The organism is Pseudoalteromonas sp. AWM4_233 (assembly GCF_056158285.1).
Genome location: NZ_JBSWSZ010000113.1, coordinates 66,464 through 88,116, shown reverse-complemented (window position 1 = coordinate 88,116; position 21,653 = coordinate 66,464). Strand labels below are relative to the sequence as shown.

Below are 21,653 nucleotides of genomic sequence, written 5' to 3'. Positions count from 1 at the left end.
TTAACTGTTTTTTAAGTTCTCGTTAGGTTTTAAAAGATGAAAATTAGGTTTAATGGAAGTACCAAGTCTGAAAATCCGCAAGTTGAGAAAGGGCTGAATGTGGCTTACGCAGGAAGCAAGCGCGCCGCCTATCAGTTCCGTTGGTACCTTTTAGTACTATTGGTGACGTCTCCGATTGGGTTGGTGTTATGGTTATTTCTTTTCCCCAAAGTATCAATTGTGGCCCCTGGCATAGTGACCAGTGAACCGCTTACTATTCGAGCGCCATACGATGGCGTGATTAAATCCGTGCATATCAGCAAGGCGATGAATGTCGAACAAGCTCAAGATTTATTGGTACTGAGTAATACAGAGCTTGAGGCGCAATATAACGAAATTAACCGACAAATGATGATGCTTTACACTCAGCACATGCCACAAAGTCAGATCATTTTAAGTCAGTTAGAGCAACGTAAAAAAGTCGCTAAGCAAGGTGTTCAGCGACAAAAAGAGTTACTTCAAAAATACGAAAGCTTTAAGCAAAAAGGGGTGATCCCCGCAGCTGATTTAGCCAGTGCGGTGAATGCGTACAATGCTGCACAAATGGCGTATGAGCAAACTAAAGTTGATATTTCAAGAGAGAAAGAACGTCAAGAACTAGAGCGCCGTTTTGGCTTAAAAGGGCAAAGGTATAATGACCTAAGCTATGAGTTTTCGCGTTTAGCTGCACTAAAACAGTCGCTGTTTATAAAAACCGACAATGCAGGGCGAATTGAAGACGTATTGGTGCAAACTGGTGATCGTGTCACTGCAGGGCAGCCTTTATTACTCATTGATACACAAAAAGAAAGTAAAGTAGTCGCCTATTTAGACCCAAAGCACCTTGAATATTCGAACATAGGACAAGAGGCGCAAATTCGCTTTCCAGATGGCACTAAACTTAATGCAAGGATCAGTGAGCCCACCGAGTTAACCTCTCGCTTACCAAGTTTCTTAATGGGGCCATTTGAAGGAGAAAAAACTGCACTAAAGATTACTTTAAGTTTACCGATCCCAAACCATTTTCAGGTCGAAGGTTTGCCAATTGATGTCAGGTTTAAACATCAACAGGTTGAGCAAGCATTTGCTTTGTTTGAAGAAAACGACTTACTTTGAATGCAATTTATATAATTATCTTAGTCAGTACTTTTTAAGCCTAACAGTACTGACCTTTTGACCTGTAATTATTTTCTATTTTTTAAACCAGTCACCAGAAAAGCAGTGGTGTTATTGCTGCTTTATTTAGGCACTCGACTGTAATGCTTAACTCCCAAAAAGATACACATTTGTGTCTATAGACACCTCCTAACTACCCTTTAAATCATTCTCAAAATAAAAAAGGAAAAAACAACCAACTGATTTTTAAGGATAAATAAAATAACTTAAACTGTACTATTGACGAGATAGTACACCCGATCTACTGTACTACTACAGATAGTACAGTGAATAATTAGCTAATGACAAAAACTACTGCACTGGCGATACAAATTGTGACCGGGGACGCTCGGCCGATTTTTCGTCAAATTGTCGATGGCATTCGAAAAGAGATTGCCAGCGGAACATTACCAACAGGAAGTAAGTTACCCAGTGTGCGTGGCTTGGCAATGCAATTGACCATTAACGCAAATACGGTAGCCAAAGCCTACAACGAATTAACTGACCTTGGCTTAGTCGAATCAAAGAAGGGTTTAGGCCTTTTTGTGACTCAGCAACAGTGCACTTTATCTGAGGAAGAGCGGACGCAAAAGCTTGAGCAAGCTACCGATGATTTCATAAATGAGATCATTAGCTTAGGCTTTAGTCACCGAGAGATTATTGAGCATGTACAAGGGCAATTACAGACGATTAATAAGCAGGATAAAGAGCGTTAGTTATGGCTAATTACATTATCGAAACCCGAGCACTGCATAAGCGTTTTGGAAAGAAAGTCGCGATCCAATCTCTTAATTTGAAAATAGCTCAAGGTGGCATTCATGCCGTGATTGGTGCTAATGGTGCGGGTAAAAGTACCTTATTTAGAATACTCCTAGGACTCGATGCCCCGACCTCGGGTGAGTCTTTTATCTTGGGTCATAACAGTCAGTCTTTAGAGCCTGAACACCGAGGTCGTATTGGCTATGTGAACGAAGAGCATACTCTGCCAACCTGGATGAAAGTCCATGAAGTGACCGCCATGCAGAAAAATCTTTATAAAAACTGGCGACAAGATCTCTATGACAGTGTGATCGGTAACTTTAACGTTGAGCAGTCACAAAAAGTATCGGCGTTATCTCGCGGTGAAAGAGCCGGTCTAAATCTCGCTATGGCCTTAGCGCAAGCGCCAGAAGTGCTGATTTTAGATGAGCCAACGCTGGGTTTAGACGTCGTTGCCAAGCAAGCGTTTTTAGAAGCTCTGATGTTCACCCAAGTAGATATCGACACCACCATAGTGTACTGCTCGCATCAGATGGAAGAGATAGAACGTGTCGCTGAACAGTTAATTGTGATTGAAAATGGCGAGATGAAATATAACGAATGCCCTGAAAAATTCTGTGACATGGTGACGTATTGGATCTTTGATGAGGCCTTGAGTGAGTCACAACTTAGCACATTGGGAAACGTACTCTCGGCTCGCACAATAGACGAACAAACTCACTTAGTTTTGGCTGACTTAGAAGCCGCAGAGGCATTAGAAAAACTCAATGCGCTCGGCATTGAAGCCGCCACGCAAGCCCCTGTTAGCTTAGATAAAGCCATCGCTTCTATCTTGGCAAAAAATCACCGAGCACCACAGTAGGAGAGCGTGATGTTTGATTTATTCAAAAGTGAATATCAGCGCTACCAACTTTTTGCTTGGGGCATATGCCTACTTCAGTTGGTGCTGTGGAGCACATTCAGCAAATTTTTCTCAGTGGTAGAGCCGCAATCTGAATTACATCTTTTTATTATTTTAGGTGGCGTTGCTGTTGGGGGGTTATTTGGGTTGGTGTCTGTGTCTTTGCACAGAAGAAAAAACCATTGGATCTATCTGATGCATCGACCTTTATCTAAAGGGCGAATTTATTTTGCTCTAAGTCTAGCCGGTGCATTACTGCTGCTTATTGCCTTTATTTTACCATTTTTAGTGAATGTGTTGATTGCAGATATCACGACGCAGCAAGTGGTTGAAGCAAGACATTACACTAATGTCGTGCATGCATTTTTGGTCATGCTATGTGGCTATACCTTGGGCCAATTTATTGCGTTGGCAAACAATAAACTCGCAATTGGCGTATTGTTCTCACTCACTTATTTGATTTTAAGACGCCAAGAAAGTGTGCTGTATTTCTTGCTTTTAGATTCAATGTTCTTATTGTTTAGCGGTTATTTAGCTTATGCTTCTTTTCGCGTTAATCTTGCTGCAGAGCAAACATCTAAGCGATTCATCGCCATTGCTGTGCTTTTTATTCAGCCTGTTGCGGTCGTGGGTTTAATATCGTTAAAAGCTTTTTATTACCATATTCCTCTAAGCTTAACTTCGCAGCAATACGACTTTGCTAAACCGCTGCACGAATTAGAAACCCAAGGGCAATTTGATTATGAATTATTACGAAAGCACACCGACCTTGAGGTAATGCAATGGCTTGCCAGAGATATCGAACAGCCACTTGGCGATACGATACAAAGGCAGCTAAAACTTGCTAAAACCAACACACTATCGCGAGCACACTTTTATAAACCTCAACATAAACATGGCTTTTACTTACATACTCGACATAGCCAGTTTGCGCTAGAGACAGATACCACAAAGTGGGTGTTCTCTCATTCAGACATGCTATTTGTTGGCAATGATAGACAAACTGGTGAACGAGTTGGTTTTTTAGGTCGCACTGGGTTTGTAGACCAAGCAAGTCAGCTGACAGAGTCTGATAAATTTGCTGATGTGGCTGTGGCAGTACAAACAAACACTCACTATGTGCAAACCAAAAATAAGCTCTATCAAGTCGATTTTGAGAATAAACGTATCGACTTGAAATTTGCATTAACTGGTTTAGAAGAGCACTTCACCTCGACTCCAGTACCTATGTTTGATGTGATTTTTATGAGCTCAAACCAGCAAGTTTATCTGTTCAATAAAGTGGAATTTGTTGACAGTCTTGGCGGTCTAGCACCAATCAAACAAGTGTCGCTAGACTTTGCACACCCTGTATCGCCTGAATTTGTGATGGCAGAGGTGATGGACGGTTATGTCCTCATGGTGCACGACGGCAATTTATTTGCGGCACTCAAAGCTGGCGCTCAATTAATTTACCTGCCTCATGAGGGCGACAACATCACACTAGTGAGCAAAGAAGTGCAGCTTTCAGCGCTGCCAGATTGGTTGCATCAACAAAAGTTAATGTTCTCTCCATTGGTGTTGAATGTTGTAGATAACTTAGTGCATTCAACTTTGATGTTTAATTCTGAACCATCAAAAGGCAAAGGTTTTATTTGGCAAAGACCGATCGATTTGAGTTTTGCATTTCTTATTATCTTTGGTTGTTTGCTTTCAGTTGCTGCAATCTTCTATCTTGGCAAAAAAGCCCAATTAGACAATAAAACGCATAAGTTTTGGTTATTGATTGCGCTCGTCACAGGCCCAACTGCGCTGATTGCATTCTTGATACTGATGCCATGGCCGAAATTACAAGGGTTAATTAAAAGGGAGTCAGTCGCATGAGGGATTTATTCTTATCTGAGCTTAAGCGATATAAAGCGTATGCCAAAACGGCGGCATTTATATTTCTAGCATTACTGGCTTATTTATCGAGTCAGGGCGATCTTATGGCTGGCCGAGGCATGTTCAGCACTGTGTTGAGTGGCCTTGCGATAATACTGCCTTTGATCTTTTCTGTGACGCAATTTTTATTACATAAAAGGAAGAACCATTGGGCGTATCTGATGCACCGCCCATTAGCTGAGCAAATCATTTTCAAAGCGTTGATCGCAGCAGGGTTAAGCATTGTGATGATGGTCCTCGTAGTACCCTTACTGTTTATGCTCGTTGTGTTAGACAGTGCGTCACTTGAGCTCATTGAGTTTAGGCATTACCTGTATGTGAGCCACGTAGCACTTATTGCAATATTTGCGTATTTCACCGGTGTATATATTGCGCTTTCGGCAAATAAAGGGGCATTACTGATTCTTGGCATGCTGCTCTTTGTGCTCAATAGCACGCCAAACTCGCCGTTTCTTGTACTGTTAGTTGACTTGGTAATGGTTGCTCTTGTGTATTTTTTAGCAAGATCAGCCTTCAAATTGAATGTCAGTCAACACGATACTCCTATGAGTCGTCAATTTATCGCAGCTATACTCATGGGGCCTGCTTTAGGTGCCATTTTAATGTCGACTCAGGCTCTGTTTTACCATATTCCGGTTACGCTATTTTCGACCCATCCTGATCGTTTTGAAAAAGCCGATATACCCGAGTATTACGCTTCAATGTGGGGGCCAGATGCCAAAGCGGTAATTAATAGAATTTTACCAGCCGATGAAACACAGTGGCGAACCCATTTGCTACCGAATTTAGAGGGTGTCAGCACATTATTTATGAGCACACATCCAACTTCATTCGATACATTGAATCAGTTGATGCATCAAGATCAGCAACAAAGATACATAGACATGAAAACCCTGACTAAGTGGCAGTTTTCACATCAATATCAAGTATTTTTCGGTTATGACTTGGTTAGCAAAAACCTCAAACACGTAATAGATCAAAATGGTTTTCATGCTGTGACATCAAAAGATGAAATACAAAACTTAGAGGTATTTTCTCATCCGCCAAGATTGATAGCAGGTCGTTTTATCCAAACACCTAACACGCTTTATGTGCTTGATTTCGAAGAGCAGTACATGGAAATAAAGTTTCAAACGCAAGACGATGAACACTTTTACGGGCCTTTTGAAACTGAACCCGATGGTGAACTTGTCTCTATGGCCACAAATCAAAGAGCGTTGGTATTCGAAAAGCGTGATTTCTTTGCCTTGAATACCAGCAGTGCACCGCTTTTCTCTGTTGCGTATCCTGAGCAAGCCTATGGCAGAATGTACACGCAGTTTTATATGTTACCTGACGGAGCACTATTTCTGTTTCATGGTCGCTCTTACTTTGGCTTCCAAAAACCAGGTGTGTCTGTAGTGTTTGCTGACTATGCCGGTGAAGTGACGCCAGTGACTTCAAAGCAGTATATTGCACACCGACCTTTACCTAAGTTTGTGGCCGAGCAAGAGTTTTGGCAGTCGCCGATTTTCTTTGCCACCGTATTTGAAGCAGCCAATGAGGCGTTAAACAGCAATGATCAAAGCATTGGTGCTATATTTGATGACTATCTTTCGAGAAAAAGGTCAGCGCAAGTTATGGCATATGCCATAGGGTTTACTTTATTCAGTATGGCTTTGGTTTATCTGCTGGCAAGACGAGCACAATTAAGCACACAGCAACAACTGTTCTGGGTGAGTATGGCTCTATTCATGAGCTTAATTGGCGTGGCTTGTTTTATGTTGTTGACCCCATGGCTTAGCAACTTAAGAGGCGCGAATATCAAAGTCTCATCAACTTCTTCTAACACAATCCTAAATTAACCAAGTGATGCGCTTCGGCGCATCAACAACCAGGTAGTGAATAATGAATATGACTGACATTTTCAGTGGTATGCTTCGTTGCGCGCTGATTTTATGGGTAATGTGCACAAGCTCTGCCAAAGCTGAGTTTTTAACCGATCTCAGTGAGGTCAAACAACGTGTGCAACAAAAAAACCGTGCGCCGCTTCTACCGGCAGTGCACTTTTTACAAAGTGAGCGTATACAGGCAGTGACCCTATCACCTAATGCCGATTATGTTTTGTATCTCAGCAGTGAAGAAAAAGCGGGAATAAAACGCTGGTCGCTTAATCAATATACCCATGCAGACCATAAAATCACTAAGCTAGTAACTCTCAGAAAGCGCCCATTATTTGAAGTCTCTAAAGACAGCTCAGCGGTGTTCGTGAGAGTCGGTGAACAGCTTTCAGTGTTGCCATTAACACACAAAGCCAAGCTAAAAAGATTGGCTAAAATTGATTGGAAAAAGAAAGAGCGATTTTTGGGCGTAGACCCAAGTCAGCCTTCCAGCTTTTTAATTAAAAAGTGGCGCACCAACGAGCGCATCTTTGAAATATTGAGTGTTGCAACTTCAGGCAAAGCGCGTGTGATATGGCAGACAACACTGCCTTTTTCACAATTATTAGTAAACGCGAACACGGGGAACGCGGCTTTTATCAAGCAAGTGAATACCGCTGAAGGCAATCGCGGGGAGCGTTTTATTCATCAAGTTCAGCCTGATGGGTCTTTAAAGCTAACCTTTACCTGCCAATGGGATGATAAGTGCCAAATACAGGGTTTTAACGACAAATCGCAGCAGTTACTGCTCCAAACCAATCATGATGTAGAGTTTAAAAGACTAGCTTGGTTTGATTTAAAAACGCAGACGTTGCTCGATGTTGCAGCGCAACCACAGCAAGCCTACGACTTGGTGTCAGCGACATTGGGCGAGAACGAAAATGGCTTTCTCATTCCAACTTCCTATTTATACCAAGGGGCCAAAACGCAGCAATTTAGCCACCACCCTGTTGTGGCTAAACACTTAACGCATATTCGTGAATATCTCGAAGGTAAAGCATTCACGTATGCGTTACCCGCGAGTATTAAAGCCTATCAAACCAAACCTTGGTTGATAAGCTTGCAAGAGAATAGCCCAACAACTCAGTACTATATTTATCAGCCACAGCAACAGAGTTTGCAACGCATTTTGTATGAACAAACAAACGCATTACAACAAAACGATGAAGCAATGAAAGATGCTTGGATATCTGAAAAAGTGCCGGTGCAATATCAAAGTCGTGATGGATTTAATCTTTATGGTTACTTAACGTTGCCAAATGGTGTTGCGTTATCAGATGCGCCTTTAGTGGTTAAAGCACATGGCGGACCTTTCTCACAAGTGAAATGGGGTTTTGACAGACAAACACAGTTATTGGCAAATAGAGGCTACATTGTGTTTGAACCTAATTTCAGAGCCTCAACAGGTTATGGTAAAGGGTATGAAAAAGGGGCAAATAAACAATTCGGACTTGGCATTGCTCACAACGACATCATTGATGGTACGCATTTCATTTTATCTCAAGGGATCGGCAATAAAGACAAACTTGCCATTATAGGCCACAGTTTTGGTGGCTTTAGCAGCCTGACGGCACTGACTTTTGAAGCCAAACTGTTCAAAGTAGGTTTTGCGGGTGCGCCGGGTTTAGACATTGGCCGTTCAGCGCGTTTGTATTATCGCTTTGCCGAGAAGGTGCGAGGACAATTTAGTGATTATTACTTTAGACAAATGATCGTGGATTGGGATGACAAAGCGGCTAAAGCACAGCTTACAGCAAATTCACCCAGCGCTCACCCTGACAAAATTCAAACCCCTGTATTTGTGTGGGCAGGTCGCGGAGATAGAAAAATCTTCATCAATGACGTCAACGACTATGTATTGAGACTGCAAGAGGCAAATAAAGCGGTGAGTTATTTTGTTGACCCTAGTGCACTGCACTCCCCCACATCAAAGCAAGGTGTATTGGCATATAGCTATTTGCTTGAAAGAGTCTTAGCCAAATATCTAGATGGGCAATATCTACCGTTGGACCCAAACAAAGACAAGCGCCTGATCCGCTTTATTAAAAAGCATATGGAGATTGATAGGCTAGAGTTAGTCTCGGGTATATAAGTTACTTTAAAAGCCACCAAGGCCGGCAGTTTGTCTGTAGATGTGTATCAAACCGTCATTTTGACGGTTTGAATGGCTTAAAGATGGTGATATTGCGCAGAATGCAATGAACAACATTTATATACTAACCCCACAATAACAAGGGGTAACGAGAAATGAAAACAGATAAACTAGGCATAGGGCGCTGGCAAGGGGCGGGCATGATGGCCACCACTTTGTTGGGCACTGGGGTATTTATATTGCCACAATTAACCGTGGCACAAGCAGAGTTTAGTGCGCTCTATGCTTGGATACTATTAACTCTGGCAATTGTGCCGGTTACGCTGATTTTTGGAAAATTGGCCGCGCGATTTGCCCATGCGGCAGGGCCAGCGTATTTTGTTGAAAAAGCATTTGGCAAGGTTGCAGGCCGAGTGATTGGCTTAATGTTTATGTGTGTGGTGCCTATTGGCGCACCTGCTGCCATTGTCATGACCTTTATGTTTGTGCAGCAAATTGTGCCAGTACAAGGGCAAGCTTTACTTTTAGGTCAGCTCTCTACCTTATTGTTTTTATGGCTAATAAATTTACGCGGCATTCAAGTGTCGGCCAAATTACAATTTGCCCTTACGCTGATCATTTTAACTTTGGTGATCTTACTATTTGGCAAAAGTAATCCAACTGTGGCTAATTTTAACACCAGCTCATTCGATACCTATGCCATGCTTGGTGCTGCGGGGATCGCATTTTGGAGCTTCTTAGGTGTCGAGGCAATGTCCCACCTGTCGGATGATTTCAGAAACCCAGAAAAAGACATGATCCCAGCGATGCTCATCGGCACAGTATTAGTTGGCGCTGTATATGTGGCCTGTACTTTATTAGTTATCGCCTATCCGAACAACGAATCACTCAGTATGGTCGGGTTGTTCAATGCGTTCTTCGGTGAGTTATTCGGTCACAACGGTCATTATATTATCGGAGTATTAGGCGTCGCTGGTGGACTGGCAACCGTTAACGTCTATACCGCAAGCCTTGCACGATTGATCTGTAGTTTCGCAGAGCAGGGCGTATTACCAAGCTATTTGGCAAAACGTAATGAATTCAATGTGCCTTTAAGCGCGCTAACCACACTCATGGTGGTCATTGCGCTGGTTTTAATTGTCACATTTTATAGCCAACAAGACCTAGAAGACTTAATTAACTGGGTGAACGGTGTGTTTGTTGTGATTTACGCCGCGGCCATGTTAGCGGCATGGCGCTTGCTGAGTGTGAAAAACCGCCCAATGATTTTACTTGGTCTAGGGTTTTGTATGGCTCTTGCCGTTGGTATAGGTGCGCACATGATCTATGCATTCATTCTAATGGCCGTGATCACCCCATTTGTGATGCAGCAAAAGCGAAAGCAGCTTACTAAAGTGAGTAATGCTTAGCGTTGGGTTTGATGTTTAGAAATATTTAAAGTGATAAAGGCATGAGGTGAGCGCTTCATGCCTTTTTTGTTTGGTGGCTGCTTATATTAATGTCGATTTGAAAAAACGAAACTTTGATATTCTAAGTGTATGTTTACAATGTGATTTTCTTATGTGATTATTGGGGCAAGTAATAGAGCCCGGTTTATATGTGTTTTCATATGGAATAAGGTAGAGAGTTATCTGTTGGTTACTATGAGAACCAATCGGCTTTTCAGCATTAGCTTAAACATTTAAGGATAAGTAAAATAATATGAAGTTTTTAGTCGCATTCTTGTTTGGTTTTATTGGCTCAAAATTACTGTTCAGTTTATTGGATTTTAAATATGCAGTTTTTAGCGAACCATTTGATATCATTAAATTGCTTATTGATATCGGTGTATTTGGTATTTTCTTTTTTGCTGGTACAGTATTTTTTAAAAAATTCTACCGTGCTAAACCAGATAATGGCAGCTAACAAGAGCAGTTTTTTGGACAAAATACTACTCAAGAATACCGCAAGAGATCATCACAATCCACACACTTCAATTTGTCGCTGCTGCAAGCGTTAAATGATATTTATGAAAGCGAAGCTAATTTCATCAAAGGGCACATATCTCGAAGCGCTCATAGAAATAGAGGGTAAAGAATATTGTGTTATGGATGAACTAACTCTTGATGTAGAAAGTATGCCTAAAGAGGGAGAACATTTTGCACTGCAATTTTCGAATATGCTGTGTGAGGATGAAACTTGGGAATCTATGTTTCAAGGGAATCCAGGAAATCATAAATGTCTTGTTCAGATTGCAGGTTGGAAATATAGAGCTTATGGACAAATAATCTCAATAAATCCAGTTACAGTTGATTGTGGCGTACTTGTTGAAGAAGACGTAATACAGACTAATGACCCAAGAGTCGTTGGAGAATTTATTGCATTTACCATTAGTCGACTTGGTGCCTATGCCATTTAATAAAAGTTTAGACAAGGAACGCAAGACAGCAGGTTTGTGTTTATTTTTAGCCAACTAACTTTGCCGTTTATTTGGGTTGTTTTATAGCCCTTCATATTGGAGTGATTCATGGTTGATAATTACTTAGAGATAGCGCTGATCTTTGCGTTTGCTTTAAATATCATTGTTACGTTACTAGTCGCTAAATCTGACTCCTTTGATAAAGCACAAAAGGTTGCTCAAATCGTTATTATTTGGGTAGTACCGGTTATAGCATCAATCGGTATTTTGATATTTATCCTTAGCGATAGGGACCCTAAATTACCACCGTCTTCTTCTGGAGGTGGTGCAAATGAAAAAGTCAGTCATCTTGAGTAAATCAAAGGTTATACCTTTAGGTGAAAACAATTGAATTTAGGTAACTGGGATAGTGCGCTATTTAAAAGCTTGTTCATCTCAAGCCTGCTTATTCCTATTGCCTTCTTAATTGAATCATTTCAACTACATAAATTCGAGCCAACTGAATTAGCTGGTTTATTTGTACCATTTCTGTTTTATATTGCTATATTTTTGTTAGTTTCACTCGTTGGGTGGTTATTTATAGGGTTTCCCATTCATTGGCTTGCTTGTAAATTGAAGCGGACGAGTTATTTTTATTATACATTCGTACCAGCTTGTTTTTTATGTGTTAGTTACTTTACAAATGGACCATGGCTCTTCGGTTTTATAGCGTTAGCGCAAGCTTTATTATTTAAGCGCTTTGTATTTAAAGTAAGAGCATAAATTGTGCTAATTTGCCAGCCTAGAAATTTCTGCTCTCATAGTACTTGAAAAGCGCTCCTTACGAGCGCTACTCAAACCACCCCTTTACCTTCTTCATATTTGCTCGACTGACTGGCACTTTATCTTGATTCGATAACACCAATTCGCCTTCGCGATTCTTCCTTAGCAATTTTTCTGCATGAGTGTGGTTCACCCAATAACTACGGTGGGTTTGTCCTGCGCCGAGTGTAGTGTCTATGTTTGAAAGTGCTTCAATGGCATCCTTTAAGTTGTATAAAATCAGATGTTGTTCTTGCTCTGTAACGACTTTCAAATAATGTAGCTCTGCTTTTAGACAAATGAGTGAGTCTATGTTGTCTATTTTTGCGATTTTTAAAAAGTCATGCTCTGGCTGTGTAGTTGAATTGTCTTGTGGCTCAACTGCGGGCTCTGTAGTTTCAGGATTAACCGTTACAGGCTCAACAGTCTCGTTTTTATTTTTATTAGCAATATTATCAATGGTTTGAGGTGTTTCTTTCGACGGGGAGGTTATGTTGTCAGTGCGTTTGATCTGAAAGCCACTTAGCCAAGGCAGGTTTATCGCCACCCATGAAATGAGTGCTGCAGGTGCCATATTTTGCCACTCTTCAAACAGGGCATATAAGGTATACGCGGTTTCATGCTCTATATATACGTCGCGCAATAAAGAAAATGGCACATAAATAGTCACCGCAATTACTGAGCTGATGGCTAGTTTTAAGATATCGTTTTGTCGTGCTAATACGCCTTTCATTAAGGTGTGTGTGGCGATAAAAAACGCCAAACCAGAGAACACTTGTACCTGCCAAACGACAAAATTTAGCCAATGCGGTAGTGCATTGTCATCATCAGAGATACTTAAAAGGCATGCTAAAAAGAAGCCAATACAAGCAAAGTAGCGCCAAGGGCTAATGGAACCAATTGGAAATTGCCCATTCATACAAAAAACTGCCCATTCATACATAAATCAATGGCTTAATTAAACCAGAAAGCAACAACAGCGTAAATTACTGTCATTAAATAAACGCATATTGAGGATGCAAAAATGACTTTTATTAAATCCACCTTAGCTGTTTTAGTTGGAACCTTCGCGACAAACACTTTCGCTAATACGCAAAATAACAATGACGACGACAAAACAAATATAGAAAGTATTACTGTGGTGGCTTCTAAGCCTGACGGCATAAAAATCAGTTCTGGTAAGTTATTGTCTCTACCTGGTACGGGTAACGACCCATTAAAAGGTCTTGAAGCCTTACCGGGTGTGGTATTAGCAACGCCCAGTACAGGTGGTCCAGTTGCTCAGCCGGCCATTCGCGGCAGCTCTGTGAGTGACAATTTATACTTAACTGACGGACTTGAGATGGGCTATGTGTTTCACAATGATGGGATCAGTGTCTACAACCCCTTGTTAATTGAAAGCTTTGAGCTAAAAACAGGGGCATGGTCGAGCCAATACGCCAATGCAAATGGTGGTGTGATTTTAACAGAGCTGAGAGACCCCGATGCAGATAACCCAACCAATGGTTTAGATTTAAGTTTCTTTAGAAGTGGCTTTTTGTATGAGCAAGCCATCGCAAACAATGCGGCTTTTTATGTATCTTTTAGAGAAAGCTTAGTGCATACCTATGTCGATAACTTTATTGAGGACGAAGACTTTTCTTTTGCGGTACCACCTCGAAATCGAGACTACCAAGCCAAGCTGATTTGGGATTTAGACGACAACAATGTGATCAGAGCGACTGCCAGTGGTGCGAAAGATTACATCGAAATTGCTTTCGATGCGGATGGCAGAGACATAGGCAAAAACCCAGACTTGGCATCGGGCGAACGTTATCAAACGTATTTTCATAGCCAAGCAATCAGTTGGCAAAATTTTAATGGTGATTTCGAAACCACCACTAGCTTAAATTTACTGACGCAAAACCAACAAGAGCGAGAAGGTGATGTGTTTCGTTGGGATGCAGACATCACCAAAGTGATCTTAAAGGCTGACAGTGAGTATCAAGGTGAAGACGTTGACGTGCTATTTGGCGCCAAAGTGCAATCGACGGAAGTCGATTATGTCAGTAGTGGCCGTCTATTACCTTGTAACTTAGAGTTTGAGGTGTGCCCGCCGAGTTATTTTAGCGATATGTTTGCCAAAGAAGGCACATTAAAATTTGAGCAGTATCACGCTTATGTTTCGGCGAACGGTGACTTAAGTGCAAATTGGGACTACCAAGTGGGTGTTGCGCTACTTGGCACTAATAACAACAGTCAAACTTATCTGGAGCCACGTGCACGTTTGGGGTATCGCTTAAATGACGCACATAAACTGAATTTAAGCGCTGGTATACACCATACATTGATTGACGATTATCAATACCTTATTGAAGGCTATGGTAATACTGAACTCGAGGCCAGTGAGGCAACCCATATTGTACTCAATCTTGAATCGACCCTTGATGACGGGTTAAGCATGAAAACAGAGCTGTTCTATAAAGCGCTTGATAACCTTGTAGTCGCAAACCCGAATGCGCAAAAGCGCTCATTAGCCCAAGATGTGTCTGGTTTTACTCGATTTGAAGATGTCGCCAGTGGCACAGCCTATGGTATTGAGCTTTTGGTTAATAAGCAGCTTTCAGATGATTGGTTTGGTTGGGCGAGCATTGCCTTCAGTAAAACTGAGCGAGACAACCTGCTGACGCAGCAAAAATTTAACTCTGAATTTGACTTGCCTTGGGTGGCGAATATCGTACTTGACTATAAGTGGGACGAAAACTGGCAAATAGGCGCGAAATGGCGCTTCCAAAGTGGCCGAAGATACACGCAAGTGAATTCTGCAACGGCTTACGTTGAACCGAACAGCGCGACCAACGAGCCATTGTTCTATGTGCCAAGCTACGGCGAGTTTAACGCTGAACAGTGGGGTAACTATCATCGGTTAGATATTCGCGCAGACTATAAAACCGAGTGGTTTGGCCTAGACACCAACTTGTATATCGAAGTGTTAAACGTGTATGGCTCAAGAGCAGTGCAGGAGCTCGAATATAACGCGGCTTACACTGAGTTTGAAAAAGACTATCAATTTCCAGATATGCCACTGCCATCAATTGGGATCAGTATGACTTTTTAAAGATAGCTGTCATTTTGAAAAGATGTGAAAAAGAGGCTTAATCGCCTCTTTTTTATACTGATAAAGTCAGTAAACATTTCACTGCCCATGCATTTTTGTTTACTTATCCAACTTTTAAATACCGTTTTTAATATGACGGCTTTTATAGAAATTACGCAGTTCATAAAGGTAATTTGATTGGTATGGATTTAGACCTAAAGAAAATGGCACCGCAGGACTGGTCATTGTTTACGGTAAAACACCCAAACTAAAACAGATTAGATTGGGTGCCTTTGTTAACCTTCTTTTTTACGACAGTTGTGTGGCTTTACCTTCTATCGCTTTTGTCGAAGTGTCGTGACTGAGTCATATCCAATTCCCCAGTTGTCCGTCTTAACCTCTTCAATTAGGACAAAGGTGGTGGCTGGATCTTTATCTAACACACTTACCAATAACTGCGTGGTGCCAGCTATAAGTTGTTGCTTTTGTTCTTGGGTAACGCCTTCGTCGGTGATTTTAATATTTACGTATGGCATGGTTTATCCTTTCTATACAGTTAAAAATGGATTTGTTGCGTACTGTTTTGTGACGATTTGCCACTTGTCGTTTTCTCGCAAGAAACCCAAAAAGTCGATAAATTGGTGACCAAGCAGCGGACAACTGACTTTGGCAAAGGCTTGTTCGCCCAACAGCTCGATTGACAAAATTTGATAGCTAAACGGGTGGCCAAGTTCTTGTGGAACAAGGCGGTTTGCTACAAGAGTCAACCATTCGTCTTTAGTGCGTCGAATACCTGGCGCGTAAAGCTGCGCGGTTGGATCAAATAAGCTATCGAGTAGTGCAATGTCTGCGCTGTGGAGCCCTTTAAAATAATCTAGGATCATGCCCTCAATGATTTCTAACGAGGTTTTTAATGAGTCGTCCATTATGCAGCCTCTTGCTCGGCTGCGATGGAGGCAACAAAACTAGCACGCGCGCGGACTTGATCAACTAGCGCTTGGGTTTTAGGGCCAATTTCAATTGCAACATCAAAATATTGGCCCCAGGTTTCATAAACACTCAACAAAATATCGGCGGGCGTAAGTTGATCTCCTGCAATATAAGGTTGTTCTTCTAGTGCTTTTTCAACCTGCGCCCACGCCTTATTGATGTCGTCTGCCGCAGTTTGGAGAGCTTGTTGTTGGGCTTGCTTATGTTCGTCGCCAAGTGCTCGCGTAATGAAAAACAATTTACTGTAAGCCGGGTGCACTGATGCATTAGCAAACATCAGTTGTTGCACAGCCTTATTCTTTGCACGAGGGTCGTTTGGTAGTAAGTCATTGGGGTGACGTTTAAGCAAATGTAAAATGATCGCTGCGCCTTCGGTGATGATATTACCATCTACACCGAGCGCAGGTACTGCGCCTAATGGGTTGATATCAAGATAATTTTCTACAGAATCACGATTAACTAATTGGAATGGCACATTCAGTTCACGAAGGATAACTTGAGTTGCTAAAGAACAGGTGCCAGGTGAAAAATAAAGTGTGTACATAAGAACCTTGGTTTGTTTTGTTGTTGAATTAGATACACTATAGAGCGCTATATTGAAGTGATATATAGCCATAATAAGCCCAGTCTTTTTCCAATAAGGAAACAATCAATCATGGATAAATTAAAGGCGATGTATTTGTTTGTGCGCGTTGCAGAGCTTGGTAGTTTTTCTCGAGTCGCAGAACAAGTTGGCACTAGCAAGTCGATGATCAGCAAGCAGATCAGTGCTTTAGAAGAAGCCCTTGAAGTACGCTTATTACAGCGTTCTACTCGCCGTTTACAACTTACCGAATTAGGAGAGGAGTATTTGCAGCGCTGCCGGGATATATTGAAACAAATTGAAGACTCGGAATCGCAGTTACAGGCGTTTCAGCATACCGTAAAAGGGCGTTTGAGATTGAATGCACCGATGGCGCTAGGTCAAACCGTACTCGCGCCTGCACTGGCAGAATTTATGAAGCAGTACCCTTTAATTGAACTTGATATTGAGTTTAGTGACATGGCTCAAGATTTACTTGAGCATAACTTTGATGTGGGGCTGCGAGTCGCGAGTCGTGAGTTTGACTCGGCCTATGTGGGTAAAAAAATCACCGAGTTTACCTATAGTATTTGTGCTTCACCTAGCTACTTAGCTGCGCATTCAGAAATCAAAACACCGTCTGATTTACAATACCATCACTGCTTTGAGTACAGCTACTTTCGCCACAAAAATTACTGGCCAGTAGGTAAAGAGCCTGTGCAAATTAATGGGCCATTAAAAGCAAACAACTCAGTGTTTTTACTAGACATGGTTAAGCAAGGGCTAGGTATTGGTTTTATCCCGCGTTTCATTAGTTCCGGTGCGCTTGCCAAAGGCGAGGTGGTAGAAGTGCTTATCAATGACCCCAAGCCCATTATGAATTTGCTTGCGCTGTATCCTGTGCGACAACACACGCCACCAAAGGTACGCTATTTTATCGAGTTTTTAGTTAATTGGTTTGATAACCATGCATTTGCAGACCTTAACTAGACTTTCACTTTTCAAGTCCAGAAATCTGGTTTGCTTATCTTTGTAAGCGCTTAGAAACTAAGGGGGATCTTTTAGCTTGCTCGTTTTGTTGAAGTAATAATGACCCATAAACATAGAAGGTAATTTGAAAAGTAAATCAACAACTCTGACCCCATTGATTAATAGGAATAGTATGACTTTTTAAAGACACCTGTCATTTTGCAAAGGTGTTAAAAAGAAGCTGAGTTGCCTTTTTTTTTATTCTGTAAAAGCCAGTAAACATCTGGTCTTCCATTCGTGTTATGTTGCTTTTCTAATAAAGAAATACACTTTTCAAAGATGACGGCTGTCATAGAAATTGCGTATTTAAGTCATTGAACTGTCACTGATATTTAGCCTAACTTTAAAATAGAGCCTCTATTCTAGCCTGCGTTTTAAACCCAACAAACAACGTAGCAAGGTAAAAAATGAAAACGAATGGATTAAAGCTCAGTGCGCTCACACTCAGTATTTTGGTTGCATTATCGGGTTGTATCGACGGCGATGATGGTTCACAAGGTGCGCAAGGCCCACAAGGTGAAACGGGTCAACAGGGTGTGCAAGGTGAAGTAGGTGAAACTGGTTCACAAGGTGAGACTGGCGACACTGGCGCGCAAGGTGAAGCAGGCGAAAATGGTCTTGACGGCACAGCGGGTAAGTTAACACGTTTAGCAACAGTGCCTACTGGTGCTGAAGTAACGGGTATCTTTTTAACAAAAGAAGGCGACTTGTTCTTCAACGCGCAACATCCATCAGACAGTAATGCTGTAAAGTACACCCACACGAATGAAGACTTAGATGATCTTCCTGAAGAAGAGAAATATACGTTTCATACTGGCACTGTCGGGGTACTTTCTGGTGTGAATTTCAATGAATTACCTAAAACTTTAGTTGACTCTCCGGTGCCTTCAAGTGAAGAGGAGCGTCAAACAGTTGTGACTGCTTATGGTAAATATCAAATTCTTGGTCAAACTGGCGATACGTATGCGGGCAAGTTGCCATCAGGTTTAGGCCATATCTACTCACATCAAGATAATGAATTAATTCTAGAAAACGATATGCCTGACTTTAATGGCTTCATTTCTACGGGTGAGGGTAAAGGTTATCTGTTCACTAACTGGGAAATGTACCCAGGTGGTATGAGCCGTTTAGCCTTAACCAAAGATGACAAAGGCATGTGGTCAGTCGATGACGCTATGATGCTTGATTTTAAAGGTGTTCACGGCACAGCGGCAAACTGTTTTGGCTCTGTAACACCATGGAATACACCGCTTACTTCAGAAGAGTGGATAGTTAACACGTCGGTTGATTCTACAACGAGTGCAAGTTGGAACAATCAGTCAGCAATTGACACAAGTATCTTGGGTTATATGTGGCAGCTAACTGCACCAGATGCACCAAACCCATATCGTTATGGTTATATCGCTGAAGTACAAAAGCCAACAGAAGCTGAGCCTGAAGTAGTTAAGCATTATGCGTTAGGTCGTTTTGAACATGAAAATGCAACAGTAATGCCTGACGGTAAAACCGTGTATATGTCGCAAGATGATACGGGTGGCGTACTATTCAAATTTGTTGCAGACACACCAGAAGATTTAAGTGAAGGTACGCTTTATGGCGCGAAGCTAACGCAAGATGCAGGACAAAATGACCCTGCAACCACTGGTTTCGATGTTGAATGGATCGAACTTGGTCGTGGGGATAACGCTACTATCGAAGCTTGGATTGCTGACTTTGATGGCATTGGTACAGACGCGTATGTAGAAGGTGAAACTAGCTATATGACTTTGGCTGATGTTGCAGCATGGAATAAAGGTGATGCCACTTATCCGTCAGTAGAAAACGGCGGTGGTAAGGTTACAGCAGGTGCGCCAATGGATGACCGAGTTGTATTCTTAGAGTCTCGCCAAGCGGCAAAGGCAAAAGGCGCTACAGCTGAATGGCGTAAGCTGGAAGGTATTTCTATTAATACTGATCGTGCTAAAGAAGCCATTGAAGGTGTTAATACTATTGCTGATGAAGAAGTCACAGAAGCATTTGTTTATATTGCAATTGCTGACCTAGATAAAACGATGATTGATGGCGAAGGTGATATTCAATTATCAAATCGTGTGAAAGATTGTGGTGGTGTTTATCGTGCCAAGCTAGAAGCAGGTTATAACATCAGCCGTATTGAACCGGTTGTTATGGGTTCTACTTATCGTAGCTCGTTAGATGGCGCGGCAAGATGTGATGTGAACCAGCTTTCACAGCCAGACAATGTCATTGTTATGGACGATGGCCGTATCATCATTGGTGAAGATGGCTTCCAAGAGAACAACACATTATGGTTATACGAGCCAGTTAAGAACTAATCCAGTTGTTGCAGAGATCGTCAGATCTCTGCTTTTTTCATCAGTGGTAATCATCATGCGAACAAGATTAATTTGGCTATCATCTATAGCCACTGCACTTTTCTCAGCGTCATGTTACGCCAATGAAAGTGCGGCTGAGTATAAACACACTAACACGCTCAAGGCGCTCGATTTTATTAAACAAAATGAGATTTATAATCCAGAGTCAGTGATCCCGCCTCAGTGTTACACCAAAACCGAAGGCAAGCATAACCCTTGTATGGCCTGTCATCAGAGCTATCCTAGCACAGATAAAAGACCCAATATCTTGAATGATGGTGACTTACAGGGTGACTATCAATTTTCAGAAGTGGGAATGACAAATAGTTGGACAAACTTGTTTGTGGACCGCTCACTAAAGATAAAAAATATAAAAGACAGTTTCATCAGTGAATGGGTAAAAGAAGACAACTATCATTCATTTATCAAAGCGCATACAGATCATCCACAACAAGAAGCTATTAAGTTAGACAATCTTGCAAAGCCAAATAAAGCATTTTTTGGCAATGGCTTAGCCAAAGATGGCAGCCATTGGGTGGCGTTCAACTACAAACCTTTCCCAAGTACCTTTTGGCCAACCAATGGCTCAACAGGCGACGTAATGATCCGACTAGATAAGTCTTTTAGACAACTTAAAGGTGAAGATAACCTAGACGTGTATTTTGCTAATTTAAGCTTGCTTGAAATGTCGATGAAGCGATTAGACAGCATCACAGTACCTGATTTAAATGAAAACAGGCTTCAGGAGGATTTAAATGGTGACGGCAAGCTTTCTGTGATCACGACAATGCAAAAGCGTAGTCATTACCTTGGTGACGCTAAGAAAGTGCCTTTAACAGATATGTTATATCCACAGGGGACCGAGTTCTTACATACTGTTCGTTACATTGGCGTTGACGAAAATGGCAATCCATACAATGCAGAGCGTATGAAAGAAGTTCGCTACATGAAAAAACATGCCTTTAAGAATAAGCGCAAAGTAGCGATTACATATCACAGAGAAGGCAAGGAAAAAGAGTTTGAACAACTCCCACGCACAATTAACTTGCGCGAAAGAGGCATAGATAACGGCTTTAGCTGGACCATAAATGGCTTCATTGAAGATGAAAAAGGTCAATTGCGTCAACAACATTATCAAGAATTACAGTCATGTAATGGGTGTCATAAAACAGTGGGCACAACCATAGATCAAACGTTTTCTTTTGCTCGCAAAGTTGAAGGTGCTAAAGGGTGGGGCTACATCAACCTGAAAACACAAAAAGACACGCCAACACTGGGTCAACAGCAAGGTGAGTTTTTAACCTATCTGCAAAGAGTTGGCGGGGGCGATGAGTTCAGACAAAACAAAGAAATGCTACAAAAGTGGTTCAATCATGATGGGTCGGTTAAAACAGCGCAGGTGCAGGCATTACCAAATATTTATGAACTAATTATGCCTTCAACACGCAGAGCACTGGATTTAAATAAAGCCTATTTTACGATCATGAAAGAGCAAAGTTATCTGTTCGGTCGAGATGCAACATTGGGTGTAGCAACGAACGTACTTGAAAAAGTGGAAGATAATATGCCACCACTTGAAGAGAATTTCAGGTATGGCTTTGATATTCGACTTGATTGGACGCAGGCTGAAAATAGCAAATCCTTGAAGGAGTAAAGGT

At 41.6% G+C, this 21,653-nt stretch carries 18 protein-coding genes; 14 read left to right on the top strand and 4 right to left on the bottom strand.

What is annotated here, in order from left to right; all coding sequences use genetic code 11:
• Positions 1 to 36: 36 nt before the first annotated feature.
• The 10 genes from ACXAC4_RS21960 to ACXAC4_RS21915 all read left to right on the top strand — a co-directional run bounded on the left by ACXAC4_RS21960 (position 37) and on the right by ACXAC4_RS21915 (position 11,522).
• Positions 37 to 1,134 carry an HlyD family secretion protein gene (locus tag ACXAC4_RS21960; protein ID WP_475165445.1) on the top strand — a complete coding sequence of 366 codons (1,098 nt, stop codon included), beginning with the start codon at positions 37 to 39 and terminating at the stop codon, positions 1,132 to 1,134.
• A 341-nt stretch (positions 1,135 to 1,475) separates the two neighbouring features.
• The gene (locus ACXAC4_RS21955) at positions 1,476 to 1,889 is read left to right on the top strand and encodes a GntR family transcriptional regulator (protein WP_206078133.1); all 414 of its coding nucleotides are present in this window, start codon (positions 1,476 to 1,478) and stop codon (positions 1,887 to 1,889) included.
• 2 nt (positions 1,890 to 1,891) lie between these two features.
• Positions 1,892 to 2,794, top strand: a complete 903-nt coding sequence (locus ACXAC4_RS21950) for an ABC transporter ATP-binding protein (protein ID WP_475165442.1) — start codon at positions 1,892 to 1,894, stop codon at positions 2,792 to 2,794.
• A gap of 9 nt (positions 2,795 to 2,803) precedes the next feature.
• On the top strand, positions 2,804 to 4,696 hold the full coding sequence (locus ACXAC4_RS21945) for a hypothetical protein (protein WP_475165439.1): 1,893 nt from the start codon (positions 2,804 to 2,806) through the stop codon (positions 4,694 to 4,696).
• A complete protein-coding gene (locus ACXAC4_RS21940) occupies positions 4,693 to 6,600 on the top strand; it encodes a hypothetical protein (protein WP_475165438.1) in 1,908 nt (635 codons plus the stop codon). Before ACXAC4_RS21945 ends, ACXAC4_RS21940 begins: the two co-directional genes overlap by 4 nt.
• A gap of 43 nt (positions 6,601 to 6,643) precedes the next feature.
• Positions 6,644 to 8,767: an alpha/beta hydrolase family protein gene (locus tag ACXAC4_RS21935; protein ID WP_475165435.1), complete on the top strand. Its 2,124-nt coding sequence runs from the start codon at positions 6,644 to 6,646 to the stop codon at positions 8,765 to 8,767.
• Between the two features lie 155 nt (positions 8,768 to 8,922).
• Positions 8,923 to 10,176: an L-methionine/branched-chain amino acid transporter gene (gene yjeH, locus ACXAC4_RS21930; protein WP_475165434.1), complete on the top strand. Its 1,254-nt coding sequence runs from the start codon at positions 8,923 to 8,925 to the stop codon at positions 10,174 to 10,176.
• A gap of 292 nt (positions 10,177 to 10,468) precedes the next feature.
• Complete coding sequence (locus ACXAC4_RS21925) at positions 10,469 to 10,672, top strand: hypothetical protein (RefSeq protein ID WP_475165432.1); 204 nt, start codon at positions 10,469 to 10,471, stop codon at positions 10,670 to 10,672.
• Positions 10,673 to 10,775: 103 nt separating this feature from the next.
• Positions 10,776 to 11,165, top strand: coding sequence for a hypothetical protein (locus tag ACXAC4_RS21920; RefSeq protein ID WP_475165429.1), 390 nt, complete (start codon positions 10,776 to 10,778; stop codon positions 11,163 to 11,165).
• A 108-nt stretch (positions 11,166 to 11,273) separates the two neighbouring features.
• Positions 11,274 to 11,522, top strand: coding sequence for a hypothetical protein (locus tag ACXAC4_RS21915; protein ID WP_475165427.1), 249 nt, complete (start codon positions 11,274 to 11,276; stop codon positions 11,520 to 11,522).
• A 472-nt stretch (positions 11,523 to 11,994) separates the two neighbouring features.
• Here the strand turns inward: ACXAC4_RS21915 and ACXAC4_RS21910 are convergent, their stop codons facing one another.
• Positions 11,995 to 12,885, bottom strand: a complete 891-nt coding sequence (locus ACXAC4_RS21910) for a LytTR family DNA-binding domain-containing protein (RefSeq protein ID WP_475165426.1) — start codon at positions 12,883 to 12,885, stop codon at positions 11,995 to 11,997.
• 105 nt (positions 12,886 to 12,990) lie between these two features.
• Here ACXAC4_RS21910 and ACXAC4_RS21905 point away from each other — a divergent pair, with 105 nt between their 5' ends.
• Complete coding sequence (locus tag ACXAC4_RS21905) at positions 12,991 to 15,063, top strand: TonB-dependent receptor (protein ID WP_475165424.1); 2,073 nt, start codon at positions 12,991 to 12,993, stop codon at positions 15,061 to 15,063.
• 314 nt (positions 15,064 to 15,377) lie between these two features.
• Here the strand turns inward: ACXAC4_RS21905 and ACXAC4_RS21900 are convergent, their stop codons facing one another.
• The 3 genes from ACXAC4_RS21900 to ACXAC4_RS21890 are packed head-to-tail and all read right to left on the bottom strand — an operon-like array spanning position 15,378 to position 16,576.
• Positions 15,378 to 15,578 (bottom strand): 2-hydroxymuconate tautomerase family protein, encoded by a 201-nt coding sequence (locus ACXAC4_RS21900; RefSeq protein WP_421964657.1) that lies wholly within the window; start codon positions 15,576 to 15,578, stop codon positions 15,378 to 15,380.
• 12 nt (positions 15,579 to 15,590) lie between these two features.
• Positions 15,591 to 15,968, bottom strand: a complete 378-nt coding sequence (locus tag ACXAC4_RS21895) for a nuclear transport factor 2 family protein (protein ID WP_475165419.1) — start codon at positions 15,966 to 15,968, stop codon at positions 15,591 to 15,593.
• Positions 15,968 to 16,576 (bottom strand): glutathione S-transferase family protein, encoded by a 609-nt coding sequence (locus tag ACXAC4_RS21890; protein ID WP_475165416.1) that lies wholly within the window; start codon positions 16,574 to 16,576, stop codon positions 15,968 to 15,970. The genes ACXAC4_RS21895 and ACXAC4_RS21890 overlap by 1 nt, the downstream gene beginning before the upstream one ends.
• Before the next feature lie 111 nt (positions 16,577 to 16,687).
• Between ACXAC4_RS21890 and ACXAC4_RS21885 the strand changes: the two genes are divergently transcribed.
• From ACXAC4_RS21885 to ACXAC4_RS21875, 3 genes are all read left to right on the top strand, one after another.
• Positions 16,688 to 17,584, top strand: a complete 897-nt coding sequence (locus ACXAC4_RS21885; RefSeq protein WP_475165412.1) for a LysR family transcriptional regulator — start codon at positions 16,688 to 16,690, stop codon at positions 17,582 to 17,584.
• Positions 17,585 to 18,030: 446 nt separating this feature from the next.
• Positions 18,031 to 19,956 carry an alkaline phosphatase PhoX gene (locus ACXAC4_RS21880; protein WP_475165407.1) on the top strand — a complete coding sequence of 642 codons (1,926 nt, stop codon included), beginning with the start codon at positions 18,031 to 18,033 and terminating at the stop codon, positions 19,954 to 19,956.
• 55 nt (positions 19,957 to 20,011) lie between these two features.
• On the top strand, positions 20,012 to 21,649 hold the full coding sequence (locus tag ACXAC4_RS21875) for a hypothetical protein (RefSeq protein ID WP_475165405.1): 1,638 nt from the start codon (positions 20,012 to 20,014) through the stop codon (positions 21,647 to 21,649).
• The last annotated feature ends 4 nt before the right edge of the window (positions 21,650 to 21,653 follow it).